Origin of the sequence: Nonomuraea endophytica, assembly GCF_014203235.1 — a bacterium.
GTDB classification, from domain to species: domain Bacteria; phylum Actinomycetota; class Actinomycetes; order Streptosporangiales; family Streptosporangiaceae; genus Nonomuraea; species Nonomuraea endophytica.
The window spans coordinates 639320-663154 of record NZ_JACHIN010000001.1 but is presented as its reverse complement, the minus strand read 5'-3'; the positions used below and the strand labels follow the sequence as shown (position 1 = coordinate 663154).

Annotated in this window: 28 protein-coding genes and 1 tRNA gene; 19 read left to right on the top strand and 10 right to left on the bottom strand. The window is 68.4% G+C overall.

Annotated features, from left to right (window positions below; all coding sequences use genetic code 11):
- The first annotated feature begins 45 nt into the window (after positions 1–45).
- A complete protein-coding gene (locus tag HNR40_RS03055) occupies positions 46–1113 on the top strand; it encodes an epoxide hydrolase family protein (protein ID WP_184958124.1) in 1068 nt (355 codons plus the stop codon).
- A 74-nt stretch (positions 1114–1187) separates the two neighbouring features.
- On the opposite strand, the gene HNR40_RS03050 is transcribed toward HNR40_RS03055, so the two are convergent.
- From HNR40_RS03050 to HNR40_RS03030, 5 genes are all read right to left on the bottom strand, one after another.
- Entirely contained in the window at positions 1188–2066 is an 879-nt protein-coding gene (locus HNR40_RS03050; RefSeq protein ID WP_184959396.1) for a carbohydrate ABC transporter permease, read from the bottom strand.
- Between the two features lie 6 nt (positions 2067–2072).
- A complete protein-coding gene (locus tag HNR40_RS03045) occupies positions 2073–2993 on the bottom strand; it encodes a carbohydrate ABC transporter permease (protein WP_184958123.1) in 921 nt (306 codons plus the stop codon).
- Between the two features lie 68 nt (positions 2994–3061).
- The gene (locus HNR40_RS03040) at positions 3062–4339 is read right to left on the bottom strand and encodes an extracellular solute-binding protein (protein WP_312896159.1); all 1278 of its coding nucleotides are present in this window, start codon (positions 4337–4339) and stop codon (positions 3062–3064) included.
- 205 nt (positions 4340–4544) lie between these two features.
- Positions 4545–6407, bottom strand: coding sequence for an acyl-CoA dehydrogenase family protein (locus tag HNR40_RS03035; protein WP_184958122.1), 1863 nt, complete (start codon positions 6405–6407; stop codon positions 4545–4547).
- Between the two features lie 53 nt (positions 6408–6460).
- On the bottom strand, positions 6461–6841 hold the full coding sequence (locus HNR40_RS03030) for a VOC family protein (RefSeq protein WP_221339898.1): 381 nt from the start codon (positions 6839–6841) through the stop codon (positions 6461–6463).
- 67 nt (positions 6842–6908) lie between these two features.
- Between HNR40_RS03030 and HNR40_RS03025 the strand changes: the two genes are divergently transcribed.
- Positions 6909–7460 (top strand): cysteine hydrolase family protein, encoded by a 552-nt coding sequence (locus HNR40_RS03025; protein ID WP_184958120.1) that lies wholly within the window; start codon positions 6909–6911, stop codon positions 7458–7460.
- A 1-nt stretch (position 7461) separates the two neighbouring features.
- Here HNR40_RS03025 and HNR40_RS03020 read toward each other — a convergent pair whose 3' ends face one another.
- Positions 7462–8199: a class I SAM-dependent methyltransferase gene (locus tag HNR40_RS03020; protein ID WP_184958119.1), complete on the bottom strand. Its 738-nt coding sequence runs from the start codon at positions 8197–8199 to the stop codon at positions 7462–7464.
- Between the two features lie 113 nt (positions 8200–8312).
- Between HNR40_RS03020 and HNR40_RS03015 the strand changes: the two genes are divergently transcribed.
- Both HNR40_RS03015 and HNR40_RS03010 read left to right on the top strand, forming a co-directional pair.
- Entirely contained in the window at positions 8313–8852 is a 540-nt protein-coding gene (locus HNR40_RS03015) for an RNA polymerase sigma factor (RefSeq protein ID WP_184958118.1), read from the top strand.
- Complete coding sequence (locus HNR40_RS03010) at positions 8839–9780, top strand: hypothetical protein (protein WP_184958116.1); 942 nt, start codon at positions 8839–8841, stop codon at positions 9778–9780. Before HNR40_RS03015 ends, HNR40_RS03010 begins: the two co-directional genes overlap by 14 nt.
- Here the strand turns inward: HNR40_RS03010 and HNR40_RS03005 are convergent.
- Positions 9769–10794 carry an adenosine deaminase gene (locus HNR40_RS03005; protein WP_184958115.1) on the bottom strand — a complete coding sequence of 342 codons (1026 nt, stop codon included), beginning with the start codon at positions 10792–10794 and terminating at the stop codon, positions 9769–9771. The two genes, HNR40_RS03010 and HNR40_RS03005, sit on opposite strands and share 12 nt — an antisense overlap.
- Positions 10795–10862: 68 nt before the next feature.
- On the opposite strand from HNR40_RS03005, the gene HNR40_RS03000 reads away from it, so the two are divergent.
- Genes HNR40_RS03000 through HNR40_RS02985 form a run of 4 tightly spaced genes read left to right on the top strand, consistent with a single transcriptional unit; the run spans position 10863 to position 13320 of the window.
- The gene (locus HNR40_RS03000) at positions 10863–11357 is read left to right on the top strand and encodes a SigE family RNA polymerase sigma factor (RefSeq protein ID WP_184958114.1); all 495 of its coding nucleotides are present in this window, start codon (positions 10863–10865) and stop codon (positions 11355–11357) included.
- Positions 11354–12250 (top strand): PASTA domain-containing protein, encoded by an 897-nt coding sequence (locus HNR40_RS02995; RefSeq protein ID WP_184958112.1) that lies wholly within the window; start codon positions 11354–11356, stop codon positions 12248–12250. Before HNR40_RS03000 ends, HNR40_RS02995 begins: the two co-directional genes overlap by 4 nt.
- Before the next feature lie 30 nt (positions 12251–12280).
- Positions 12281–12817 carry a hypothetical protein gene (locus HNR40_RS02990; protein ID WP_184958111.1) on the top strand — a complete coding sequence of 179 codons (537 nt, stop codon included), beginning with the start codon at positions 12281–12283 and terminating at the stop codon, positions 12815–12817.
- Between the two features lie 23 nt (positions 12818–12840).
- Entirely contained in the window at positions 12841–13320 is a 480-nt protein-coding gene (locus HNR40_RS02985) for a hypothetical protein (protein ID WP_184958109.1), read from the top strand.
- A gap of 128 nt (positions 13321–13448) precedes the next feature.
- On the opposite strand, the gene HNR40_RS02980 is transcribed toward HNR40_RS02985, so the two are convergent.
- Positions 13449–14651, bottom strand: coding sequence for a pyridoxal phosphate-dependent aminotransferase (locus HNR40_RS02980; protein ID WP_184958107.1), 1203 nt, complete (start codon positions 14649–14651; stop codon positions 13449–13451).
- A gap of 171 nt (positions 14652–14822) precedes the next feature.
- Here HNR40_RS02980 and HNR40_RS02975 point away from each other — a divergent pair.
- From HNR40_RS02975 to HNR40_RS02950, 6 genes are all read left to right on the top strand, one after another.
- Positions 14823–14895, top strand: a tRNA-Trp gene (locus tag HNR40_RS02975).
- 74 nt (positions 14896–14969) lie between these two features.
- On the top strand, positions 14970–15215 hold the full coding sequence (secE, locus tag HNR40_RS02970; RefSeq protein WP_184958106.1) for a preprotein translocase subunit SecE: 246 nt from the start codon (positions 14970–14972) through the stop codon (positions 15213–15215).
- Between the two features lie 39 nt (positions 15216–15254).
- The gene (nusG, locus tag HNR40_RS02965; RefSeq protein WP_184958105.1) at positions 15255–16109 is read left to right on the top strand and encodes a transcription termination/antitermination protein NusG; all 855 of its coding nucleotides are present in this window, start codon (positions 15255–15257) and stop codon (positions 16107–16109) included.
- A 109-nt stretch (positions 16110–16218) separates the two neighbouring features.
- Positions 16219–16650 carry a 50S ribosomal protein L11 gene (rplK, locus tag HNR40_RS02960; RefSeq protein ID WP_184958104.1) on the top strand — a complete coding sequence of 144 codons (432 nt, stop codon included), beginning with the start codon at positions 16219–16221 and terminating at the stop codon, positions 16648–16650.
- A 64-nt stretch (positions 16651–16714) separates the two neighbouring features.
- Positions 16715–17434 carry a 50S ribosomal protein L1 gene (gene rplA / locus HNR40_RS02955; protein ID WP_184958103.1) on the top strand — a complete coding sequence of 240 codons (720 nt, stop codon included), beginning with the start codon at positions 16715–16717 and terminating at the stop codon, positions 17432–17434.
- Between the two features lie 185 nt (positions 17435–17619).
- Entirely contained in the window at positions 17620–18036 is a 417-nt protein-coding gene (locus HNR40_RS02950) for a DUF2690 domain-containing protein (protein WP_184958102.1), read from the top strand.
- A gap of 3 nt (positions 18037–18039) precedes the next feature.
- Here HNR40_RS02950 and HNR40_RS02945 read toward each other — a convergent pair whose 3' ends face one another.
- Together HNR40_RS02945 and HNR40_RS02940 are read right to left on the bottom strand one after the other, a co-directional pair.
- A complete protein-coding gene (locus HNR40_RS02945; protein ID WP_184958101.1) occupies positions 18040–19299 on the bottom strand; it encodes an ATP-binding protein in 1260 nt (419 codons plus the stop codon).
- A 182-nt stretch (positions 19300–19481) separates the two neighbouring features.
- Positions 19482–19811, bottom strand: a complete 330-nt coding sequence (locus tag HNR40_RS02940; RefSeq protein ID WP_184958100.1) for a cupin domain-containing protein — start codon at positions 19809–19811, stop codon at positions 19482–19484.
- Positions 19812–19882: 71 nt separating this feature from the next.
- Between HNR40_RS02940 and HNR40_RS02935 the strand changes: the two genes are divergently transcribed.
- From HNR40_RS02935 to rplL, 5 genes are all read left to right on the top strand, one after another.
- The gene (locus HNR40_RS02935) at positions 19883–20818 is read left to right on the top strand and encodes a helix-turn-helix domain-containing protein (RefSeq protein WP_184958099.1); all 936 of its coding nucleotides are present in this window, start codon (positions 19883–19885) and stop codon (positions 20816–20818) included.
- A 33-nt stretch (positions 20819–20851) separates the two neighbouring features.
- On the top strand, positions 20852–21625 hold the full coding sequence (locus HNR40_RS02930; protein ID WP_184958097.1) for a maleylpyruvate isomerase family mycothiol-dependent enzyme: 774 nt from the start codon (positions 20852–20854) through the stop codon (positions 21623–21625).
- A 111-nt stretch (positions 21626–21736) separates the two neighbouring features.
- Complete coding sequence (locus HNR40_RS02925) at positions 21737–22582, top strand: SCO4651 family lipoprotein (protein ID WP_246508314.1); 846 nt, start codon at positions 21737–21739, stop codon at positions 22580–22582.
- Between the two features lie 249 nt (positions 22583–22831).
- On the top strand, positions 22832–23356 hold the full coding sequence (gene rplJ, locus HNR40_RS02920) for a 50S ribosomal protein L10 (RefSeq protein WP_184958095.1): 525 nt from the start codon (positions 22832–22834) through the stop codon (positions 23354–23356).
- A 67-nt stretch (positions 23357–23423) separates the two neighbouring features.
- The gene (rplL, locus tag HNR40_RS02915) at positions 23424–23816 is read left to right on the top strand and encodes a 50S ribosomal protein L7/L12 (protein WP_184958093.1); all 393 of its coding nucleotides are present in this window, start codon (positions 23424–23426) and stop codon (positions 23814–23816) included.
- Positions 23817–23835: the final 19 nt, after the last annotated feature.

Genomic DNA, 23835 nt, shown 5'->3' with positions numbered 1-23835 from the left:
AACCTAGGACGTTACCTGACCTAGGCGGTTCCTAGAGTTGTGCCCATGAAGCCCTTCCACATCGACATCCCCGACGCCGACCTCGCCGACCTGCGCGAACGCCTGGCCCGCACCCGCTGGCCCGACGAACTACCCGGGACCGGCTGGTCCTACGGCGTCCCGCTCTCCTACGCCCGCGAGCTCGCCGCCTACTGGGCCGACGGCTTCGACTGGCGGGCCCAGGAAGCCGCGTTGAACGCCCTCCCGCAGTTCACCACCGAGATCGACGGGCAGAACATCCACTTCGTCCACGTCCGCTCCGCCAACCCGGACGCCCTGCCGCTGATCATCACCCACGGCTGGCCCGGCTCGTTCGTGGAGTTCATGCGGCTCATCGAACCGCTGGCGCAGGACTTCCACGTCGTCGCGCCGTCGATCCCGGGCTTCGGCTTCTCCGGCCCGACCCGCGAGAAGGGCTGGGACCTCAAGCGGGTGGCCAGGGCGTGGGCGGTGCTCATGGAGCGCCTCGGCTACGAGCGCTACGGCGCGCACGGCACCGACACCGGCTCGGTCATCGCACCGGAACTGGGCCGGGTGGCGCCGGACAAGGTGGTCGGCGTGCACGTCAACGGCGGCCTCGGCTTCCCGACGGGCGACCCGGCCGAGCTGGAGGGCCTGACGGAGGCCGAAAGCGTACGGCTGGCGACATATCCGGACACGGAGGCCCTCGGCTACGCCATGATCCAGTCGACCCGTCCCCAGACCCTCGCCTACGGCCTGCACGACTCCCCGGCCGGCCAGCTCACCTGGATCGCCGAGAAGTTCCACGAGTGGGCCGGCGTCGAAGTGGACCGCGACCAGCTTCTCACCAACATCAGCGTCTACTGGTTCACCGGTACGGCAGGCTCGGCCGCCCGCATCTACAAGGAGGGCGCGGCGGCCTGGGGCGGGCGCAGCCCGTACTCCGGAGTGCCCCACGGCGTCGCCGTCTTCCCCGGCGACCCCGGCGTGCGGCGCGTCGCCGAACGCGAGCACAAGGTCGTGCACTGGGCCGAGTACGACCGAGGCGGGCACTTTCCCGCCATGGAGGTGCCCGAGGTGCTGGTCGCCGACCTGCGCACGTTCTTCCTGTGAGAAAACACTTCGGCCGCCGCGGATCGCGCGGCGGCCGAAGGGCGGGCGGGAGGAGGTCGCCCGCTGAGGGTGGCCTACTTGATCGAGCCGGCGGTGAGACCGCCGACCACCTTCCGCTCGATGAGCGCGAACAGGATGATGACCGGGATCGTGGCGATCACCGACCCGGCGAACAGTCCCTGCCAGTCCACCGAGTACTGGCCCATGTAGGAGTGCAGCGCCACGGGCAGCGGCTGGTTCTCCGGGCTCGTGGTCAGGGTCAGCGCGACGACGAACTCGTTCCACGCGGCGATGAACGTGAAGATCAGCGCCGTGATCACGCCCGGCATGGCCAGCGGGAGCGTGATGCGGAACAGCGCGCCCATCCGCCCGTTGCCGTCGATGAAGGCTGCTTCCTCCAGCTCACGGGGGATGCTGGAGAAGTACGCGTTGAGGATCCACACCGCGAAGGCCAGGTTGAACCCGCCGTTGACCAGGATCAGCGACCACACCGAGTCCACCAGCCCGAACTGGAAGAACTCCCGGTAGATGCCCACGACCATCGAGGTCGGCTGGAACATCTGCGTGACCAGCACCAGGATCAGGAAGAACGTGCGCCCCCTGAAGTTGTGCCGCGCGGTGTAGTAGGCGGCCGGCAGCGCCACGATCAGCACCAGCAACGTCGAGCCGATCGCGACCTGCAACGAGACCAGCAGGTTGTCGGCCAGCCCGCCCCGCCAGAACCCGCCGATCGCCGACAGGTCCCAGGTGTCGGGGAACCACTGGGCCGTGCGCAGCTCGCTCTGCGGCCGCAGCGCGATCAGCACCATGACCAGGTACGGGAAGAGGAAGACGAACCCGATCAGATAGGCGAGCCCGGCGATGAGCGTCGTCTTGAGCCGCGGCATCGAACGCGAACGGCGCGGGCGCTGGTGGTGGTGCCGCCGGCTCAGCGGGGCGGGAGCGGTCTGCATGCTCACCTACGCCACCTCCTTGTTCCAGCGGGAGACCCGCAGGAAGATGATGGTCAGCACGATGACCATGCCGAAGTTCACCACCGACATCGCCGCGGACGCCCCGATGTCGGAGCCCTTCAGGATGTACATGAAGATCGTGGACGTCGCGGTGTCGTAACCCGGCTGGCCCTTCGTCATCGCCCAGATGATCGGGAAGCTGTTGAAGACGTTCATGACGTTGATCAGCGCCGCGACGGTCAGCGCGGGCCGCAGCAGCGGCAGCGTGATCGACCAGTAGGTGCGGAACTTCGAGGCGCCGTCCATCCTGGCCGCCTCGTAGATGTCGGCCGGGATCGTGGCCAGGCCCGCCAGCAGCGCGTACGTCGTGAACGGCACCGACACGAACACCGCCACGAAGACCAGCCACGGCATCGCGGTGGAGGCCTGGCCGAGCTGGTCGGCTGAGGTGCCGCCCATCGCGCCGAGCAGCCCGAGCGAGCTCGGCTCGATGCCGAAGGTGTTGTTCAGGAAGACGCCCAGGTCACGCCGGATCAGGTTGATGACGCCGACCTCGGGGTCGAGCATCCACTTGAACACGATCGCGGTCATCAGCACCGACGCCGCCCACGGCGCGATCAGCGCCCAGCGGGCCAGCTTGCGTCCCGGGAACTTCTGGTTGAACAGCTGCGCCAGCAGCAGGGAGATCAGCACGGTGAGCGCGACGACCGCGATCACCCAGATCACGCTGCGGACCATGATGTCGCCGAAGTCCTTCGAGGTGAAGACCTTCGTGTAGTTGTCGGGGAAGTTGCCCTCCCGGACCACGCCGAACCGGCTGATCTGCAGGAACGACGAGCGGATCATCTCGATCACCGGCCAGATGACCACCCCGGCGATCAGCAAGACCGCGGGCCCGACCCAGGCGAGCGGCTCCAGCTTCTTCATGCGAACCCTTTCATGGAGGTACGGCAGGCGCCCGGCACCGAGCCGCCTGCCGTACACACCTCGACCGGTCAGCCGGTCTCGGCGACCTTCTGGAGCTCACCGAGCGTCTTGGCCGGGTCCTTCACGGCGCCGCCCATGGTCTGCTTGATCTGGGTGTTCAGCTCAGACCACTTGGGGTCCTGGAACGGGTAGAAGCTGGCGTTGGGCAGGCCGTCGAGGAACGGCTTGAGCTTCTCGTCGCCGGAAAGCTTCGTGATGCCGCCGTTGGTCACGGGCAGCAGCTTGTAGAGGTCCACGATCTTCTCGGCGGCCGGGCCGGTGTAGAAGAAGTCGAAGAACTTCTTGATCTCGTCCGGGTGCTTGTTCTGGTTGAACGCCATGATCCAGTCCATGACGCCCAGGGTCGTGTTGAGTGGGCCGGTCTTGCCGGGGATCGCCACGACGCCGTACTTGTCCTTCACGGCGCCCTTGTCGAAGATCGGGATGGACATGGGGCCGCCGTTGGCCATGCCGACCTTGCCGGCCGCGAAGTCCTCCCAGACCGTCTTGCGGTCCTTGGTGCCGGGGTTCGGGCTGGTCAGGCCGGCGTCGACGAGGCCCTTGACGTAGGTGAAGGTCTCGACGTTCGCGGGGGAGTTGATCGCCCACTTGCCGGCGGCGTCCTTGTAGCCGCCGCCGTTGCCCAGCATCCACAGGAACGCCTCGGCCTGCGCCTCCTCCTGGCCCAGGGGCAGGCCGAAGGGCTGGCTGACGCCGGACTTCTTCAGCTTCTCGGCCGCGGCCTTGAGCTCGTCCCAGGTCTTCGGCGGCTCGGCGATGCCGGCCTTCTCGAACAGTTCCTTGTTGTAGAACAGCGCGCGGGCGGAGGAGACGAACGGCAGGCCGTACGCGGCGCCGTCGACCTTGCCGAACTCGGCGAACTTGGCCAGCAGGTCCTGCTGGACGTTCGGGGAGACGATCTCCTCGACCTTGTGCAGCAGGCCGTCCTTGACGAAGCCGGAGTAGTCGCCGGTCTGCAGGATGTCGGGCGCCTGGCCGTTCTGGACCATGGTCGCGACCTGCTTGTCGATGTCATTCCAGTTGATGACGGTGACCTGGACCTTGATGTTCGGGTTGGCCTTCTCGAACTCGGCGACGACCTCCTTCCAGAAGTTGTCACCGGAGTTCGGCGCGCCGGGGCCGTCGCCGTAGTCGGCCGCGACCATCTTCAGCGTGACCGCGCCGCCGGCCGCGGCCGTGTTGCCGCCGTCGGCCGGCGTGCCCGAGCTTCCGCCACCGCCACAGCTGGACAGGACCAGCATGGTGGCCAGGCCGAGAGCGGCGCCGCCCACAAGCTTGATGTTCACCGTAGATACCGCCTTCTCGTCGGACGGGTCACGCTGGTCCGTACCAGCCCCGGACCCAGCCCACAGGGTTTGGGGGTGCGAGAGCCACAGCTCACCGCGTTTGCGTCAGAGTAAGCCTCTGTTCAGCAGCCGGTCTATACCGGTAGGTATCGGTTTGAAAACTTCCAAACGCACAAACCGGCATAACCGGTCTAGACCGGGTGTGTCAGGGGATCTTTCTCCGCACGTTCTCCCCGCCCTCGGGCGAACCGATCCACGGGCCCTCGACCGACGGGTCGAGGATGCCCTCTTCGAGGAAGGTGTAGCGGCCTTCCAGGACGTAACGCGCCAGCCGTACCTCCTGCGCGTCGTTGTTGTCCCAGAGTGTGGAGAAGAGTGTCTGGATACGGCGGCTGGCCTGCAGGCAGAACGTGTCGGCCAGCTCCTGCGGGCGCCGGCCCAGGTCGGCGGCGTCCTCCCTGGCCTTCACGCAGGCGGCCGTCATCGCGAACAGCTCGGCGCCGATGTCCACGATCCGGCCGAGGAAGGCCTGCTTGTGCTCCAGCCGTCCCTGCCAGCGCGACATGCCGTAGAAGAGCGAGCGCGCCAGCTTCCTGCTGGTCCGCTCCACGTAACGCAGGTGGCGGGCGAGCGGGCCGAAGTCGGGGTACGACGCGGGCAGCGAGCCGGAGCCCGCCACGAGCGTGGGCAGCCACTTGGCGTAGAAGGCGGTCGCCCGCCGGAGCGCCTGGGTCCGCTCCTGGCGGGAGGCGTCCGGGTTGATCAGCTCACCGGCGGCGCTCAGATGGGCGTCGACCGCCTCGCGGGTGATCAGCAGCTTCATGATCTCCGAGGAGCCCTCGAAGATCCGGTTGATCCGGGAGTCGCGCAGCATCTGCTCAGCGGGTACGCCCCGCTCGCCCCTGGCCACCAGCGAATCGGCGGTCTCGTAACCGCGTCCGCCCCTGATCTGGACCAGTTCGTCCAGGGCGGTGTAGGACAGCTCGGTGGCGTAGAGCTTGGCCAGCGCCGCCTCGATGCGGATGTCGGTGGCGGCCGAGTCGGCCATGCGCGCGGTCAGGTCGCAGACGGCCTCCAGCGCGTAGGCGGTGGCCGCGATGAACGCGATCTTCGTGGCCACGGCCTCGTGCTCGCCGACGCTGCGCCCCCACTGCACCCGTGCCGAACTCCACTCGCGGGCGATCTTCACCGCCCACTTGGCGTTGCCCGCGCAGGTGGCGGGCAGCGAGAGCCGTCCGGTGTTGAGCGTGGTCAGCGCGATCTTCAGCCCTTCGCCCTCGCGCCCGATCAGGTTGGCCGCGGGCACCCGCACGCCGGCGAACGTCGTGACCCCGTTCTCGATCCCGCGCAGCCCCATGAAGGTGTTGCGCCGCTGCACCGTGATCCCCGGCGAGTCGCCCTCGACCACGAAGGCACTGATCTTCTTCCCGGTACGCGCCATCACGACGAGCAGGTCGGCGACCACTCCGTTCGTGGTCCAGAGCTTTGTCCCGTCGAGGACGTAGTCGTCCCCGTCCTTGGTGGCGGTGGTGGCCAGCCGGGCAGGGTCCGACCCCACGTCCGGCTCAGTCAGAAGAAACGCCGATATTTCGCCCTTTGCGCAGCGTGGGAGGAATTTCCGCTTCTGCTCCTCGGTGCCGAACAGCTTCAGCGGCTGCGGCACCCCGATCGACTGATGCGCCGACAGCAGCGTCGCCAGCGCCGGGCAGTACGACCCGACCAGCATGAGCGCCCGGCAGTAGTAGAGGTACGGCAGGCCCAGCCCGCCATACTCCTCGGCGATCGTGATCCCGAAGGCCCCGAGCTCCCTGAACCCGTTGACCACCTCGTCGGGAACGACCCCCGTCCGCTCGATGACCGCCGGATCGACCCGCGTATCCAGGAATCTCCGGACGGCCCGGACGAAGTCCTCCCCCCGCTTGGCCGCGTCGTCGGGCACCGCCTGAACCGGATAGACCAGATCCAGCCGGAAATCCCCGAGGAACAGCTGCTTCGCGAAGCTCGGCCGGTTCCACTCCGTCTCACGGGCCTGCTCGCCGAGCTCTCGTGCCTTGGCATAGTCGCTCATCTGCGCCCTCCCGCCGACGTTACGCCCCCGTCGCGGATGTCGGAAGGCGCGGCCTAGTACGTGGAGACCTCGATGAGGTTGTTGTCGGGGTCGCGGAAGTAGACCGACGTCATCTCGCCCAGCGCGCCCGTACGCGGCGCCGGCCCCACCTCGATCGCCACCCCCGAGGCGCCCAGATGCGCGATGACCTCCTCGATCGGCACCGCGCTGACCAGGCACAGGTCAGCCGACCCGGCTGTGGGCCTGGCGGCCTTGGGATCGATCTCGTGCCCGGCGGCGTGCAGGTTGATCTTGTGCGGCCCGAAGCGCAGCGCCCTGCGGCCGCCGCCGAACACGACCGGCTCCATCCCCAGGACCTCGGTATAGAACGTGATGGTCCGGTCGACGTCGGCGACGGTCAGGACCAGGTGATCGAGACGCTCGATGCGGATCATCCGGCCACTCTATTTTGTCGGGACCACCGGCTACTGTGTGGCCGTCACTACGGACCCAGGGGGCTTCATGACCACTCTCGCCGACCGGCCCAACACCGCGCTGCTGGTCATCGACGTGCAGAACGGCGTCGTCACCGGCGCCCACGAGCGCGACGCGGTCGTCGCCAACATCGGCGACCTCGTGGACAAGGCCAGACGCGAGCAGGTGCCCGTCGTGTGGGTGCAGCACTCCGACGAGGACATGGCCCTGCGCAGTGACAGCTGGCAGATCGTGCCCGAACTGGTGCCCGACGCGGCCGAGCCGCTCGTGCACAAGCTCTACGGCGACTCCTTCGAGGACACCGACCTGGAGGACATCCTGTCCGGCCTCGGCATCGGCCATCTCGTGGTCGTGGGCGCGCAGACCGACGTCTGCGTCCGCTCCACGCTCCACGGCGCCATCGTCCGCGGCTACGACGCGACGCTGGTCAGCGACGCGCACACCACCGAAGACCAGTCCGCCTGGGGCGCGCCCGCGCCGGAGCAGGTCATCGCCCACACCAACCTCTACTGGCGCTACCAGACCGCGCCGGGGCGCAAGGGCGGCACCGTGGAGACCAAGGACGTGGCCTTCGGCTGAGTCAGGACTGGGGGACCCGGGCCACGCAGAAGACCGTCTGGCCGAAGGGCGGCCGGATGAAGCGCTCGATGAAGCGGGTCGTCGGCACCACCGTGCGGTCGTAGATCTTGACCAGACGCGGGTCCGGGTAACCCACGCCGCCCCGGCGGACCGCGGCCCACCAGGCGATGCCGCCGAGGAAGTTGATCGGCTTGCACACGTCGATGTCCAGCCCGGCGCGCATGACCGTCTGGGTCAGCGTCTTGGGCGTGTAGCGCTGCACGTGGCCGACCTTGCGGTCGAAGTCTCCATAAAGCTGCATGTAGCCGGGCACCCAGATGATGATCCGGCCGCCGGGCGCCGTGACCTTGGCCAGCGAGCGCAGGGCCTCGGCGTCTTCCTCGATGTGCTCCAGGACGTTCATGAGGACGACCGTGTCGACCTGGCCCTCCATCGGGACCGGGTCGGGCAGCGCGAAGTGCAGGACCTCGATGTCGGAGTTGTCGGCGAAGCGCTTGTTGAGCTGGTCGCAGCAGTAGGGGTCGAAGTCGCTTACCACCAGCCGGTCCAGCCGCGGCAGGAACTGCTCGGCGAAGTGCCCCAGCCCAGAGCCGATCTCCAGCATCGAGCGGCCGACATGCGGTGCGACCATGTCGAACTCGTACTGCCGGTAGTTCTTGGCCTCGTCGCCACCTAGGTGGTTCTCCAGGGCCTCGTCACCGGCCGCCGGTTGCACTACACGGTCATACCCAGAAGACATGAGTCCTTGTTTCCTTCAAGGGGCTACGGATCTGCCAGAGTCTAGTGCCCGCTTAACGATGAGGCTCACCTCTTCCGCTGCGGGGCCGCCATGCGGTGGAATCTGTCTCGTCCATGGACGACGACGAGGCGATCACCCGCGCGCTGTCCGGCGACCTGTCCGCCTACGAGGCGCTGGTCGCCCGCTACAGCGCGCTCGCGCACCGCACCGCCGCCATGCTCGGCGCCGGTGACGAGGCCGAGGACGTCGTGCAGGAGGCGTTCGTCAAGGCCTACCGCCACCTGGCCTCCTTCCGCCGCGACGCGCCCTTCCGGCCGTGGCTGCTGCGGATCGTCGCCAACGAGACGCACAACCTCACCCGCTCGCGCGGCCGCCGCACCGAGCTGGCGTTGCGGGCGAGCATGAGCGCCGACGCCGCCGCCCCCGACGACCCAGAGGGTACGGCTGTCGCCACCGACCGCCGGGCCCGGCTCCTGGAAGCGGTACGCCGGTTGCCTGATCGGGAACGTCAGGCCGTGGTCTGCCGGTACTTCTTACAGCTGTCGGAAGCGGAGACCGCCCAGGTGCTCGACTGGCCCCTGGGCACCGTCAAGTCCAGCACCCATCGTGGGCTGGCCAGGCTAAGGGAGGAGGTGGGCCGTGACCTCGCATGAGTCGTTCGACGATCTGGAAGCCGAACTTCTCGCGCTCGGCGACGCCGTCGACGTGCCCGCGCCGCCTCCCTCCGACGTGGCGGCAGCCGTACGCGCCCGCCTGGAGGCCGATGGCAGCACTTCCACCGACGACGCTTCCACCGAAACCGACCACGGCGCTTCCGGCGGGGCCGAGGGCGGCGATGCCGAGCAGGTGGGGCCGCCTGAGGAGCTTGCGCCGCGCGGCGGACCCAGCGCGCCCGAGGATGGCGCCGGGGCGGCTTCACCTGTGCCGGGCGAGCCGGGTTCTCGGGGGCGCCGTGGTGTTTTCCGGCGGCCGCCTGGGCGGGAGGATGGGGCGCGGCGCCCGGGCAGGCGGCGGCGGTTGGTGATCACGGCGGTTGTGGTCGCGGTCGTGGTGGCGATCACGGCGGGCACGCCGCAGGGCAGGGCGGCGGTCGCGCACATCCTGCGGCTGGCCGGGATCGAGCTGCGCATCAGCGACACCCCGCCGGTGGCCGTGACGCCGACACCGCTGCCGGGCGAGCGCACGGTCACCCCGGATCAGCTCGCCGGTCTGGTGAAGTTCCCGGTCAACCGGCCCAGTGTTCTGGGGGAGCCGGACGAGGTCAGGATCAGCGACAAGGGCCGCGTGGTGTCGATGTTCTGGGGCGGCGTCAGGCTGGACCAGTTCGACGGTGGGTTCAGCCCGGTCTTCCTCAAGGAGATGGGCGAGCCCTGGCCCGACAACGTCCCGCTCCGCTACGGCGAGGCGTGGTGGATCACCGGCACCCACCGGCTCAGCTATCTCAAGCGCGGCGACAACACCCCGCTCCCGCTGCGGCTGGCCGAGGAGACCCTGCTGTGGGAGCGGAGTGGCATCGGGTTCCGCCTCGAAGGGGTCAAGGACAAAAACCGGGCCGCGGAGATCGCGAACTCACTCCGCTGACGGCGCCGCCAGCCAGTCGTCCACGCCCTTGAGCATCTCCTTGCTCACCGACTCCGGGGCGGCCGACGACCTGATCGACTGCCTGGCCACCTCGGCGATCTCGGCGTCGCGGAAGCCGTACACCTCGCGAAGAAGCTCGTATTGGCGCAGCAGGCGCGCGCCGAACAGCAGCGGGTCGTCGGCGCCCAGCGCGATCGGCACCCCGGCCTCGAACAACCTCCGCACCGGCACGTCGGCCACCCGCTCGGCCACCCCGAGTCCGACGTTGGAGGTCGGGCAGACCTCGCAGCAGACCTGGCGGTCGGCGAGCCGTTCCATGAGCCGCTCCGACTCCGCCGCGCGCACGCCGTGGCCGACCCGGTCGGCGTCGAGGTCGTAGACGCACTGCTCGATGCTGCGCGGGCCGAGCAGTTCGCCGCCGTGGGGCAGTGACAGCAGGCCCGCGCGCTTGGCGATGCGGAAGGCGCGCTCGAACTCCCTGGCCGCGCCGCGCCGCTCGTCGTTGGACAGGCCGAAGCCGACGACCCCGCGGTCGACGTATTGGACGGCGAGCCTGGCCAGCGTGTTCGCGTCGAGCGGGTGGCGGGTCCTGTTGGCCGCGACGATCACCGCGACGCCGATCCCGGCGTGCGTGGCGGCCCGCGCGGCCGCGTCGAGCATCAGCTCCAGCGTCGCGGTCAGCCCGCCGAAGCGCTGCTGGAAGCCCGACGGGTCGACCTGGATCTCCAGCCAGCGCGAACCCTCGGCGGCCTCGTCCTCGGCGGCCTCGCGCAGCAGCCGGTAGACGTGCTCGGGCGTGGACAGCACGGACCTGGCGATGTCGTAGAGCCGCTGGAAGCGGAACCAGCCCCGCTCGTCGGTCGCGCGCAGCCGCGGCGGCCAGTCCTCCTCCAGCGCGTCCGGCAGATGCAGGCCCTGCGACCTGGCCAGATCGATCAGGGTCGAGTGGCGCATCGAGCCGGTGAAGTGCAGGTGCAGGTGGGCCTTGGGAAGCATGTGGAGCGGGCGGTGCATCTCCTTATTCTTCCACTCAACTTCCCGGCGGGTTCGCGTGTTGTGGAAGGCGAAAGGGGACCCCGCTGATGACGGATGAAGACGAGGCGGCCTTCGACGAGTTCGTCGCCGCCAGAAGCACCTCGCTGCTGCGGACCGCGGTACTGGTCTGCGGCGCGTCGGCGCACGACGCCGAAGACCTGGTCCAGGGCGCACTGGAGAAGGTCTACCGGCACTGGCCGAGGATCCGCCGCGACAACCCCGACGCGTACGCGCGCAAGGTCGTCGTGAACGCGGCCATCAACAAGGCCAGGCGCCGCCGGGTGCTGCAGGAGATCACCTTCGCCCGGCCGCCCGAGACCGCGGCCGGCTCGCCCGACGTGGATCTGCGCGACAGCCTCATCGAGGAGTTGCGCAGGCTGCCGCCCAGGATGCGGGCGGTCCTGGTCCTCCGCTACTGGGAGGACCAGTCGGAGAGCGCCACCGCGGCGCTGCTGGGCTGCTCGCTCGGCACCGTGAAGAGCCAGGCGGCCAGAGGACTGGCCAAGATGCGCGAGAGCGTCAAGGAAGGAGTGTTTCGATGAACGTCGAGGAAGAGCTCAGGGAGGCGATGGCCAGGCACGTCGCCGACGTCCACGCGCCGCCGACGCTGGGGAGCTCCGTGCGCCGCGCCCGCCGCCGCCACGCCATCAGATTTCGTACGGCGGGAGCCGCCCTGGTCACCGCGGCGGTGGCGGTGACGGTGCCCGCGGTCATCACCTCCAACGAGCCCAAACCGGTGACGGGCAACGAGACCGCCTCGGCCGTGGTCAAGACCAAGGTCACCGTGCCCGACGTGAACGGCCTCAAGCTGGATCAAGCGGTCAAGACGCTGAAAGCCGCCGGGCTACAGGTCGACGACATCGCCGAGATCCCCCAGTTCGTCACCGCGCAGAAGCCCGCCGCGGGAGAGGAAGTCGAGCCCGGCACCAAGGTGACGCTGACCTCCGCCCTGCAGGACCTCGGCGACCTGGGCGACGGGCGGGAGTTCGGCGGGATCCGGGTGGGATATCTCCCCGAGGGCCTGTCCTGGGGCAACTGGTCGGGCAAGGACGGCTTCGGGAAGAACTCCTACACCACCTCTTTCGACGAGCCCAACAAGGACGGCTTCTACTCCATCCAGATCGTCGTCTACGAGGGCGACGCGGCATCGTTCGTCGGGAAGCGGCTGGCGGACTTCCCCGGCCAGGGCGCGGAGACGGTGGAGGTCAAGGAGAAGAAGGCCTACCTGGCCAACGTGTCGGAGGGCGGTGAGGTGGCCAAGGTGGGCGCGTACACCGAACCTGAGGGCGGCACCCACACCATCGGCTGGAAGCTGCGCGACGGCCTCGCGGTCGAGGTCATGATGAGCCAGTTCCGCGTCAAGAGCATCGGCAAGGACAAGATCAAGGACGAGCTGGTCAAGATCGCGGAAGGAATTCATCCGATCTCCGAGTAAAGTGCGCCCGAAACTGGGGATCTACCGGGTATGCATTCGGGGCAGTGGTGGCGTGCCGCGTTCTCGGTCCTGGCCCTGGTGTCGTCGGTGGTGGCGCTCTCCCTGGTGTTCTCCGCAGATTTCGGACAACAACCGCGACCCGCGCCGCTGCCTCCCGCTCCTGCTCTGATCAAGCCCACCACGATCGCCGTCGTGTCCGACAACTTCTGGCTCACCTACCTTCCCGCGGGCCTGGAAAGGACCGGCGGCGGGGTGATCGCCCAGGAAGAGGGCGTCGACGGCGGCTGGGCCCGCTTCGGAACCGGCGAACACACGGTCGAAGCGCAGGTCGAACACGGTACTGTCGCTGCTGAGTGGGAGACCTACCGCAAGCGGGCCGACCTTGAGCGCGCCCGCGAGACCACAGTGCGCGGCAAGCCCGCCGTGGTCGGCGCCCATCCCGAAGGCGGCAAGATGATCGTCTGGCTGGAACGCGTCGGCACCGGGGCGTGGATCCGCGTCAGCGAGTCGCTGGCCAAGGAGCTGCTCGCTATCGCGGCCTCGGTGAAGGCTCCGGTGGGAGACTAGGCACCTTTTCCGGAAGGCGGACGATGCGGCGGTTGGCAGCGGTGGCGCTCGTGCTCGCTCTGGGCGGATGCGGCACCGCCGTACCTGAGAGCCGGGTCGTCCCCAGCCCCAGCCCGGAGCCCGTGCGGGCGACGGTGCTCGGGTGCGGCGAGCAGCGGATCACCTACACCGTGCCCGCCGGGCTCAAGCGCGGCGACACGGTCACCCGCATTCCCGGCCTGTCCAGCCGGTACGAGGCGCAGAGCGTCGCCTTCGGCAGCGGCGACGACACCCTGTGGATCGGGGTGGTGTGCGGGGTGCACTCGGCCCAGCGGTTCGTCACGCTGATCGGCGACTCGCGGCTGAGCACCCATGAGGGGCGGCCGGCGCTGCGCTGGAACACCCGGGGCAGCGTCCGGCACTTCATGTGGCTCGACCGGCCCGGCCTCGCGGTGTACATCGCGGCGACGCCCGACCTGGCCGACCAGATCGCCACGGTCGCGTCCACGATCGGCGCCGGATAGCACGCCCACTGGTACGGACCGCCCGGATGACCCTGATGGGCCTGATGGTCCGCCTCAGCGGCCCGCCTCAGCGGCCCGCCTTGGCGGCCCGCCTTGGCGGCCCGCCTTGGCGGCGGACCGTTGGTGGGTTAGTGGGCCTCTGACAGCAGCTTGGCGATGCGGCCCACGCCCTCGGCGAGGTCCTGGTCGCCGAGCGCGTAGGACAGGCGGAAGTAGCCGGGGGTGCCGAAGGCCTCGCCCGGGACCACCGCGACCTCGGCCTCCTCCAGGATCAGCTCCGCCAGTTCGGCGGAGGTCTGGGGGCGACGGCCGCGGATCTCCTTGCCGAGCACGCCCTTGACCGACGGATAGGCGTAGAAGGCGCCCTTCGGCTCCGGGCAGAACACGCCCGGGATGTCGTTGAGCAGGCGCACCATCGTCTGGCGGCGGCGGTCGAACGCCTCGCGCATCTCGGACACGGCCGACAGATCACCCTTGACCGCGGCCAGCGCGGCGACCTGGGCCACGTTGGAGACGTTCGAGGTGGCGTGCGACTGCAGGTTGGTGGCGGCCTTGACGACGTCCTTCGGGCCGATCATCCAGCCCACCCGCCAGCCGGTCATCGCGTAGGTCTTGGCCACGCCGTTGAGGATGACGACGTGGTCGGCAGGGACGTAGTGGGCGATGCTGGTGAACTCGGCGCCGCCGTACACAAGATGCTCATAGATCTCGTCGGTGACGACCCAGAGGCCGTGCTCGCTCGCCCAGCGGCCGATGGCCTCGACCTCGGCGCGGCTGTAGACCGCGCCGGTCGGGTTGGACGGCGAGACGAACAGCAGCACCTTCGTACGCTCGGTGCGCGCCGCCTCAAGCTGCTCCACCGAGGCCAGGTAGCCGGTGGACTCGTCGGTGACCACGTCGACCTGGACGCCCCCGGCCAGCTTGATCGCCTCGGGGTAGGTGGTCCAGTAAGGGGCGACGACCAGGACCTCGTCACCCGGGTCCAGCAGGGTCGCGAACGCCTGGTAAACGGCCTGCTTGCCGCCGTTGGTGACCAGGACCTGGGCGGCCTCGACCTGGAAGCCCGAGTCGCGCGCCGTCTTCTCGGCGATGGCCTGCTTCAGCTCGGGCAGGCCGCCGGCCGGGGTGTACTTGTGGTTCTTGGGGTCGCGCGCGGCCTCGACGGCCGCCTCGACGATGTAGCCGGGCGTGGAGAAGTCCGGCTCGCCGGCGCCGAAGCCGATGACCGGGCGGCCCGCGGCCTTCATCGCCTTGGCCTTGGCGTCGACGGCGAGGGTGGCGGACTCGGAGATCGCGGAGATTCGTGTGGAGATGCGGGGTCGGGTGGACATGGCTCCATGCTCCCACGATGCTGTTTCACGAGGGCTGTGACCTGGGCGATCGGATTCGGTTCGACGTAGCGGGGTATTGACCCGTAGACTCTCGCCTGGTCCTGCCGCCGCATGTCGAGCCGCGGTTCGGTCCGGGCAGTGAGCCGGCCGGGGTAGTCTGGTTGGCGACATAGGGCACTAGCGCAATTGGTAGCGCACCGGTCTCCAAAACCGGCGGTTGGGGGTTCGAGTCCCTCGTGCCCTGCGAGTGCGGTCCGCGCAGCTTGGCGTGAAAGCGCGCCGCAATCTGCGTTGGATACGACGGATCAGGTGAGGACTGTGGCGATCGACACGCGCGGCGAGACCGCAGGCAAGCCTAGTGGCGAGAAGAAGACCCGCACATCTCCTGCCCTTTTCTACCGGCAGGTGGTCAACGAGCTGCGTAAGGTCATCTGGCCGACACGCAAGGATCTCATCACCTACACCACGGTCGTTCTGATATTCGTTCTGATCATGGTTGGGATCGTCTACGGCCTCGACGCCGCCCTGGGCTGGGGAGTCATCCGCGTCTTCGGCGGGGAATAACCCTTCGCCACGCGATTCGACGAAAGAGGAAATGTCACCGTGTCCGAGTCTTCATTCCCGGCCGACGAGCCCCGCGAAGAGTGGGACGCCGAGCCGGAAGAGGCCGCTGACGAGGCTGCCGAGCCCGCCGACGACGATGTCGTCGCCGAGGCTCCTGCCGCCGATGAGGTCGATGAGGCCGAGGACGACGACGAGGTTTCCGCCGCCGTCGATGAGGTCGAGCTCGACGAAGACGAGACCGGTGACGACGCGGCCGGAGACGACGAGGCCGGGGAAGACGCCGAGGACGAGGACGCCGAGGAAGTCGACCCGGTCGAGGAGTTCAAGCAGTCGCTGCGTGGCCAGCTCGGCGAGTGGTATGTGATCCACTCCTACGCCGGCTACGAGAACCGGGTGAAGTCCAACATCGAGAGCCGCAACGTGTCGCTCAACATGGAGGACTACATCTTCCAGGTCGAGGTGCCCACGCACACCGTCCAGGAGTTCAAGAGCGGCAAGAAGGTCCCGGTCAAGGAGCGCGTGCTGCCCGGCTATGTCCTGGTGCGCATGGAGCTGACCGACGAGTCCTGGGCCGCCGTGCGTAACACGCCCGGTGTGACCGGCTTCGTCGGCCTGTCCAACAAGCCCTCTCCGCTCAGCCTCGACGAGGTCGCCAAGCTGCTGGCCCCCGAGCCGAGCGAAGAGGCCAAGCAGACCAAGACCAAGGCGGCCGCCGGCCCCACGGTCGAGTTCGAGATCGGCGAGTCGGTCACCGTCATGGACGGCCCGTTCGCCACTCTGCCCGCCTCGGTGAGCGAGATCAGCCCCGAGTCGCAGAAGCTCAAGGTGCTGGTCTCGATCTTCGGCCGCGAGACCCCGGTCGAGCTGTCGTTTAACCAGGTCTCCAAGATCTGACATACACTGAGTCGTTCGGCTGGCCGTCCCTCGCGAAGGGCGGCCTTCCGACATGTTCGGCCAGGTACCCGGCCGAACACATCACCTATCAGGACCCGGAGTAGGAAAAATGCCTCCGAAGAAGAAGATCGCGGCCTTGGTCAAGGTCCAGCTCCCCGCTGGCCAGGCCACCCCGGCCCCGCCCGTCGGTACCGCCCTCGGTCCCCACGGCGTCAACATCATGGACTTCGTCAAGCAGTACAACGCTGCGACGGAGGCTCAGCGGGGCAACATCATCCCCGTCGAGATCACCATTTTCGAAGACCGCAGCTTCACCTTCATCACGAAGACGCCCCCGGCGCCCGAGCTGATCAAGAAGGCCCTGGGCCTCGACAAGGGCAGCGCGGTCCCGCACAAGGAGAAGGTCGGCAAGCTCAGCCGCGAGCAGCTCCGCAGCATCGCCGAGACCAAGATGCCGGACCTCAACGCCAACGACGTCGAAGCAGCGGAGAAGATCATCGCCGGCACCGCCCGGTCGATGGGCATCACCGTCGCCGACTAACCTTCCGACCACCGTGGAAGGGCCGCGCTGGCCCGCACCACAGACTCCACCACAGGAGATTGCCATGCAGCGCAGCAAGGCGCACAAGGACGCGGCGGCCAAGGTCGACCGCGACAAGCTCTATTCTCCGGCCGAAGCCGCCAAGCTGGCCAAGGAGACCACCACCACCAAGTTCGACGCGACCGTCGAGGTCGCGCTCCGACTGGGCGTCGACCCTCGCAAGGCCGACCAGATCGTGCGCGGCACGGTCAACCTCCCGCACGGCACCGGTAAGACCGCCCGGGTCCTGGTCTTCGCGACCGGTGACCGTGCCGAGGCAGCCCGCGAGGCCGGAGCCGACATCGTCGGCGCCGACGAGCTCATCGACGAGATCTCCAAGGGCAACCGCCTCAACGAGTTCGACGCCGTCGTCGCCACCCCGGACCTCATGGGCAAGGTCGGCCGCCTGGGCCGCGTGCTCGGTCCCCGTGGCCTCATGCCCAACCCGAAGACCGGCACCGTGACGCCCGACGTCGCCAAGGCCGTGACGGAGATCAAGGGCGGCAAGATCGAGTTCCGCACCGACCGGCAGGCCAACCTGCACTTCATCATCGGCAAGACGTCGTTCCCCGAGCGCCAGCTCATCGAGAACTACGCCGCCGCGCTGGACGAGGTGCTCCGTCTCAAGCCGTCGGCCGCCAAGGGCCGTTACGTGAAGAAGGTCACCTTCTCCACCACCATGGGCCCCGGCGTCCCGGTCGACCCCAACGCCACCCGCGGGCTCACCGCGGAGCTGGACGGCTAGCCGTACCGGCTGCAACCGCTCAAGGCCCTGCCGTTCATACGGCGGGGCCTTCTGCTTTTCCGGGCTCGGTCCTCCGCGATTTCGTGAGGGCGCTTCGCGCCAGGACGGGTCCTTCGGGGAAGATCGTTATTGCTCTATGCTCCTGATTGGCAACACTGAGTGATCATCTCGTGTCTGGGGGAGTCATGAGCGTCAGGGACATCGCCACCGGTCTCGTCGTCGCCGCCCTGCTGTCCGGGCCGCACCCGGCGATGGCGGCCGCCGTAGAGGCGCCGCCGTGCACAGGGGCAGGATGCTTCAACAAGGACCCGCTCACCACCGGGTGCGACAAGGACGCCAGGCCGATCGCCGAGGTGTGGTTCCGCGACCGCCTGCTGCAGGGGTACTACAGCCCCTCCTGCAAGGCGAAGTGGGCCACCGTGATCGGCGCGCCGCTGGACCGCAGGATCTACGTCAGGACCAACAACGGCTCGCCGCTGTTCGAGAACATGGTCCACCACGTCGCGTGGACGAAGATGGTCGACGGCACACGTCCTGCGGAAGCCTGCTTCGAGAACACCTCCGTGTGCGCGAGGCCGACAGTGGGCCAGGCGCTCTTCTGACACTCAGGGCCGCGTCTGCCAGAGTGCGCCCACCGGTACGGCGAGCATCCGGTCTCCGAAGGAGAAGGTGTCGGCGCCGGTGTGCAGGACCAGGCCGGCGACGAAGTCGGGGCCGACGCGCTCGGCGACATGACGGAGCCCCTTGAAGTCCTCCGGTCGTACGGTGGACGCGGCCTTGACCTCGATGCCCACCACCTGGCCCTGGCGGGTCTCAAGGATGGCGTCCACCTCGACCTTGTCCTTGGTCCGGTAGTGGTAGAGCTCGGCCAAAGTGTCCGACCAGGTTGTCTGCCTGGCCAGCTCCATGAGGACGAAACCCTCCAGCAGTGGGCCGAACGCGGAACCTGGCCGAAGCAGGCCGCGGGCGTCGGCGCCGAGGAGGTTCGCGGCCACCCCTGAGTCCACGAAGGCGATCTTGGGGGTGTGGATGGCCCGGCTGCCAATGTTGCTCGACCAGGCGGGCACCCGCTTCACCAGGAAGACCTCTTCGAGGAGCGCGAGGAACCGTGCGGTCGTGCTGGCGGGCAGGCCGAGATCGCGGCTCAGGCTCTGGATGACGAGCAACTGGCCGGACCTGGCCGCCAGTAGCCTGATCAACGCACGCAGCTCTGCGGTGCGCTCGATCTCCGACAGCTGCATCACATCGCGGTTGATCAGGTCACCGATGTAGGAGTCGAAGAAGCGTTGCCGGCGACGGGGGTTGGTCCGGGTGACCGCCTCGGGGTAGCCGCCGCGTACCAGGCGTTCTGCGTAGTCCGCTCGGGAGACCTGGGAGTGGTGCCTCAGCGCGGGGCCATGGGTGAAGATCGCATCGATGAAGCTGTCGGGCTGTCCGTCGATCTCACCTTGGGCGAACGGCCAGAGCTCGATCGTCTCCATGCGGCCGGGCAGAGTGTCCGGTAGTCCGCGTAGTGCGAGGAGGCGTGACGAGCCGGTGAGCAGATACCTGCCGGGCCGCGGGTCCGCGTCTACCTGGGACTTGATGGCCAGGAGCAGTTCGGGGGCTCTCTGGATCTCGTCGATGACCATTCGCTCGGGAAAGTCGACGAACCCGCCGGGATCGCTCAGTGCGGCCTGCCGGGTCAAGGCGTCGTCCAGGTCACGCCACTCGGTGCTGCTTGACTTCGCCAGCTGTCGGACCAGTGTGCTCTTGCCCGTCTGCCGGGCGCCGTTGACCAGGACGACGCGGGTGTCGGCCAGCGCGTCCGTGACCGCCTGCTCGGCGTGGCGCCGTACCAGCTGTCCGTGTGGTGTCGTGACCATGGGTTCATGATGACACCCGTGGTGTGATGGTCGCCATGATCACGGTGGGATGGTCGCTGGGGTGGTGGTGAGATGGTCGCCGTTAGGCCCGCTTCGGCGGAGAGGGCGCTGGCCGGCTTGGGCTGCGGGCAAGCCGGGCCGGCCGGCCTCCTTGTGCCGCCGTAGAGCTGCGGTGGCAGGGGTCAGGTTGCGGGGGTGGGGTGGGGGAGGCTGAAGACGAGGATGCGGGTGCCGGTTCGGGTGCCGGGCTGGTGTACCGAGCCGGGGTGGTAGTGGAGGAACGACCCGGCGGGGAAGGTCTGGCCGTTGTCGAGGAGTTCGCCTTCGGCCACGTAGATGAGTTCGTCGGTGGCGTGGTGGTCGGGTTCCGGCCAGGTGGTGCCGGGGGCGAAGTCGAAGGCGCGGGCGGCCAGGGCGCCGCCGGGCAGGCCGCGGCGGACGATGCCGGGGGCGATGTCGCTGGTCTCCACGGTGTCGATGACCACGTGGGTGAGCTTCGGGATTTCTGGCATGGGGTCATCGTGACGGGTGGCGAAAAGGGCCGGACAGTGGCTGGAATGTCATCTCTGGGTATATTGCTGCCATGATCAGAGTGGTCGCGCTGGTACACCCTCCGCAGGCGCCGTTCGAGCTGGCGTGTGTCACGGAGGTGTTCGGACTGCGGCGGCCGGGGATGCCCGCCCGCTACGACTTCGGCATCTGCGCCCTCGAACCCGGCCAGGTGCCCACCCTCGGCGGCTACACGATCGGGGTAAACGACGGGCTGGAGGCGCTGGAGAGCGCGGACACCGTGGTGATTCCGGGCTGGCAGGTGGACGACGTTCCCGGGGAGATCATCGACGCGGTACGGCGGGCGCATCGCCGTGGGGCGCGGATCGTGTCCATTTGTTCGGCGGCGTTTCTGGTGGCCGAGGCCGGTCTGCTCAGTGGGCGGCGGGCCACGACGCACTGGCGGCGGACGGAGGAACTGGCGCGGCGGTATCCGGACGTGACGGTGGATCCCGACGTTCTCTATGTCGATCACGGTGATGTGGCGACTTCGGCGGGGACCGCCGCTGGGCTTGATCTCTGCCTGCACATCGTGCGGAACGACCACGGCGCCGCCTACGCCACGGAGATCGCCCAGCACATGGTGATGCCGCCGCGCAGGGAGGGCGGGCAGGCGCAGTTCGTGCGTCCGGCGCCGGCGGCCGAACGCGACGGGTCGCTGGGGGCGGTGCTCGACTGGGCGGCGGGGCGGCTCGACCAGCCCCTCACGGTCGGGGATCTGGCGCGGCGGGCCCGCCTGTCGCCGCGTACGTTCGCCCGCCGGTTCGCCGCCGATCTGGGTGTCAGTCCTGGTCAGTGGCTGCTCGCCCAGCGGGTGGACGCCGCTCGCGAGTTGCTGGAGCGGACGCCTCTGCCCGTTGAGACGATCGCCGCCCGGGTCGGGCTGTCGTCGGCGGTGAATCTGCGGCGCCATTTTCACGCCCGCCTCGGCACCACCCCGGCCGCGTACCGGAGGACATTCGGCACATAGAAAGGCTCGAAGGGGCGTGCGACAGTGGAGGGCATGGACTACGTCACTCATTTTCGTCGCGAGGTCCAGGCGTTCGAGGCCGCCGGTCGGCGGGTGGCCGGGCGGGAGGCGCCGCCCGTTCCGTCCTGTGCGGGGTGGACGATGTCCGACCTGGTGATGCACCTGTCGGGCGTGCACCGGGTGGTGGCGGTGGTCATCGAGGAACGGCTCGCGCAGCCGCCGGATCCCAGCGGGCTGGGGCACCTGCTGCCCGCCGACACCGAGGGGTGGCCGCTGTCGGAGCAGACGCCGAGCCTCGGGGTGTTGCCGGTCGGCTTGGTCGACTGGTTCGCGGAGGGCGCCGCCGTACTCGAAGCCGTGTTTTCCAGGACCGCGCCCGACGAGCGGGTGTGGACGTGGTCGGCGGAGCAGACGGCGGGGTTCTGGTTGCGGATGCAGACGATCGAGGCGGCCATCCATCGGTGGGACGCGGAGAACGCCCTGGGCGAGCCTGCGGACATGGACGCCGAGATGGCCGCGGACGCCGTGGCGCAGACGTTCGAGGTCATGGTTCCGGCCCGGCGGGCGTTGAAGCAGGCGCCGCCGGGGGCGGGGGAGACCTTCCGGTTCGTGTGCGACGAAGGGGCGTGGACGGTGCGGTTCGAGGGGGATGAGCTGCTCGACGGGGGTTCGCCGGACCTTGAGATCGCCGGTACGGCGTCGCAATTGATGTTGTTCCTGTGGCACCGGATCCCCGCCGAACGTCTGGCCGTCTCCGGAGACCCCAAGCTGGTCGACCGCTACTTCGAGCTGGCGCCGCCCGTGTGATCGCGGACAGATGTGGAGAGGCTGTGCAGATCTAGGGGATTCCCCCGAGGTTTCCCTGGGTTTGTGCGGGGAAGCCGCCAGATCGGTGATTCGCCACATAGGGTCGGAGGCATGGTGAAGCGTAGGTTTTCTCTCGCTGCCGCTGCGGCTGCTGCCGCACTGGTGGTAGCCGGGGTAGCAGGTTGTGGATCGACGGCGCAGCCCATCCAGGTCAACCTGGCCGCCTCGGAGGTGCTCACGCAGGCTGCGCAGAAGACCGAGCAGGTTTCCAGCTACACCGTTGACGCGGTGGTCAACGCGACGGACCCCAACGGGCAGAGCGGGAAGCTTCAGGGCCGGATGCTCTACCAGGGCAAGCCGACACTGGCGATCGACCTCACCGTCGACACGGCGGGATTCGGTGACCGCGAGCTGCCGGGCGGGGCCAGGGCGGTCCTGCAGGGCGACGTCGTCTACGTCAAGGTCGACGCGCTCAACAAGCTCGTCGGAGCCACCAAGCCGTGGATCAAGGTTTCGCTCAGCGAGGCCGACAGCCGCGGTGAGGTGCAGCAGTATCTGGCACAGGTCCAGCAGTTCGACCTGGCGGCGGTCACGAAGATGGTCACCGCCTCGAAGGACGTCAAGCAGGTCGGCACCGAGAGCGTGAACGGCGTCGACACGACCCACTTCAGCGGTACGTTCCCGGTCGAGGCGGCGGTTCTGCTGCTTCCGGCCGACGAGCAGCAGCGGGCCAAGGAGAACCTGGCCGAGCTGAAGGACGTCAAGTTCGACATCTGGGTCGATGGTCAGGGTCTCCCGGCGAAGCTCCAGCTCAACGGTGAGAAGCAGGGCGGCAAGCTCGACGCCACCCTGTTCTTCAAGGGCTTCAACCAGCCCGTCAACATCGAGACTCCGCCCGCGGACCAGGTCGGCGAAATGCCGTCGAACGTCCCCCAGCCGAGCCCGTCGAACTCGTAGCGACAACCCACAAGAGAACATCGATTTGGAAACTCGGCGACCAGCCCGTAGTCTGGTCGTTGCCGAAGACCGCCGGTTGTCACCTTGGCCAGTCCTGGTGACCGAAGGATCCGCTTCTTGCGGACGGCCCGCGCAGGTGTGATACGAGTTTCCGCACACGATGAGTGTGTGTGAAGCCCCGTGCGCCCTGCGCCCGGGGCTGTTCTCATTTCTGGGCCTTCTCCGGCGGAACATCCTGGAAGGAGGCCCATGGCGAGGCCGGATAAGGCGAGCGCGGTCGCCGAGCTCAAGAGCGAGTTCGTTGGAAGCAGCGCAGCCGTTCTGACCGAGTACCGCGGTCTCACCGTCGCCCAGCTCAAGGAGCTGCGCGTTGCACTCGGTGGGAATGCGAAGTTCGCCGTGGCGAAGAACACCCTCACCAAGATCGCTGCCAACGAGGCCGGTCTGACGGGCCTCGACGGCCTGCTCAGCGGCCCGACCGCGATCGCCTTCGTCAGCGGCGACGTCGTCGAGGCTGCCAAGGGTCTGCGTGACTTCGCCAAGGCCAATCCCCTCCTGGTGATCAAGGGCGGTGTCCTCGACGGCAAGACGCTGGACGCCACGGAGATCACCAAGCTCGCCGACCTGGAGTCGCGCGAGGTTCTCCTCGCGAAGCTGGCCGGTGCGATGAAGGCGAAGCAGTCCGCTGCTGCCGCCATGTTCGCCGCGCTGCCCACCAACATGGCTCAGCTGGCCGAAGCCCTGCGCGCCAAGCGCGCGGAGGCCGGCGAGTAGCTGGGGGTTGCCGCACTTAACCGCGGTCCCGATCCACCTTTAAAGCACATCCATTACGGAGGAAAACATGGCGAAGCTCAGCACCGACGAGCTGCTCGGCGCGTTCAAGGAGATGACTCTTCTCGAGCTCTCCGAGTTCGTGAAGGTCTTCGAGGAGACCTTCGACGTCAAGGCTGCCGCCCCGGTCGCCGTCGCCGCCGCTGCCGCCCCGGCCGCCGGTGGTGGCGAGGCCGCCGCTGAGGAGCAGGACGAGTTCGACGTCATCCTTGAGGGTGCCGGCGAGAAGAAGATCCAGGTCATCAAGGAGATCCGCGCGCTGACCTCCCTCGGCCTCAAGGAGGCCAAGGACCTGGTCGACGGCGCTCCGAAGTCGGTCTTCGACGGCAAGGTCAACAAGGAGCAGGCCGAGAAGGCCAAGGCCGCCCTTGAGGGCGCCGGCGCCAGCGTCACCGTGAAGTAACTTTCACGCTTCCGAAGAG

Bases quoted from the DNA above. Each gene is read 5' to 3' on its own strand.
- HNR40_RS03055 (WP_184958124.1), top strand. From the start codon at position 46: ATGAAGCCCTTCCACATCGACATCCCCGACGCCGACCTCGCCGACCTG.
- HNR40_RS03050 (WP_184959396.1), bottom strand. From the start codon at position 2,066: ATGCAGACCGCTCCCGCCCCGCTGAGCCGGCGGCACCACCACCAGCGC.
- HNR40_RS03045 (WP_184958123.1), bottom strand. From the start codon at position 2,993: ATGAAGAAGCTGGAGCCGCTCGCCTGGGTCGGGCCCGCGGTCTTGCTG.
- HNR40_RS03035 (WP_184958122.1), bottom strand. From the start codon at position 6,407: ATGAGCGACTATGCCAAGGCACGAGAGCTCGGCGAGCAGGCCCGTGAG.
- HNR40_RS03030 (WP_221339898.1), bottom strand. From the start codon at position 6,841: ATGATCCGCATCGAGCGTCTCGATCACCTGGTCCTGACCGTCGCCGAC.
- HNR40_RS03025 (WP_184958120.1), top strand. From the start codon at position 6,909: ATGACCACTCTCGCCGACCGGCCCAACACCGCGCTGCTGGTCATCGAC.
- HNR40_RS03020 (WP_184958119.1), bottom strand. From the start codon at position 8,199: ATGTCTTCTGGGTATGACCGTGTAGTGCAACCGGCGGCCGGTGACGAG.
- HNR40_RS03015 (WP_184958118.1), top strand. From the start codon at position 8,313: ATGGACGACGACGAGGCGATCACCCGCGCGCTGTCCGGCGACCTGTCC.
- HNR40_RS03005 (WP_184958115.1), bottom strand. From the start codon at position 10,794: ATGCACCGCCCGCTCCACATGCTTCCCAAGGCCCACCTGCACCTGCAC.
- HNR40_RS03000 (WP_184958114.1), top strand. From the start codon at position 10,863: ATGACGGATGAAGACGAGGCGGCCTTCGACGAGTTCGTCGCCGCCAGA.
- HNR40_RS02995 (WP_184958112.1), top strand. From the start codon at position 11,354: ATGAACGTCGAGGAAGAGCTCAGGGAGGCGATGGCCAGGCACGTCGCC.
- HNR40_RS02990 (WP_184958111.1), top strand. From the start codon at position 12,281: ATGCATTCGGGGCAGTGGTGGCGTGCCGCGTTCTCGGTCCTGGCCCTG.
- HNR40_RS02985 (WP_184958109.1), top strand. From the start codon at position 12,841: ATGCGGCGGTTGGCAGCGGTGGCGCTCGTGCTCGCTCTGGGCGGATGC.
- HNR40_RS02980 (WP_184958107.1), bottom strand. From the start codon at position 14,651: ATGTCCACCCGACCCCGCATCTCCACACGAATCTCCGCGATCTCCGAG.
- rplK (WP_184958104.1), top strand. From the start codon at position 16,219: ATGCCTCCGAAGAAGAAGATCGCGGCCTTGGTCAAGGTCCAGCTCCCC.
- rplA (WP_184958103.1), top strand. From the start codon at position 16,715: ATGCAGCGCAGCAAGGCGCACAAGGACGCGGCGGCCAAGGTCGACCGC.
- HNR40_RS02950 (WP_184958102.1), top strand. From the start codon at position 17,620: ATGAGCGTCAGGGACATCGCCACCGGTCTCGTCGTCGCCGCCCTGCTG.
- HNR40_RS02945 (WP_184958101.1), bottom strand. From the start codon at position 19,299: ATGGTCACGACACCACACGGACAGCTGGTACGGCGCCACGCCGAGCAG.
- HNR40_RS02940 (WP_184958100.1), bottom strand. From the start codon at position 19,811: ATGCCAGAAATCCCGAAGCTCACCCACGTGGTCATCGACACCGTGGAG.
- HNR40_RS02935 (WP_184958099.1), top strand. From the start codon at position 19,883: ATGATCAGAGTGGTCGCGCTGGTACACCCTCCGCAGGCGCCGTTCGAG.
- HNR40_RS02930 (WP_184958097.1), top strand. From the start codon at position 20,852: ATGGACTACGTCACTCATTTTCGTCGCGAGGTCCAGGCGTTCGAGGCC.
- HNR40_RS02925 (WP_246508314.1), top strand. From the start codon at position 21,737: ATGGTGAAGCGTAGGTTTTCTCTCGCTGCCGCTGCGGCTGCTGCCGCA.
- rplJ (WP_184958095.1), top strand. From the start codon at position 22,832: ATGGCGAGGCCGGATAAGGCGAGCGCGGTCGCCGAGCTCAAGAGCGAG.
- rplL (WP_184958093.1), top strand. From the start codon at position 23,424: ATGGCGAAGCTCAGCACCGACGAGCTGCTCGGCGCGTTCAAGGAGATG.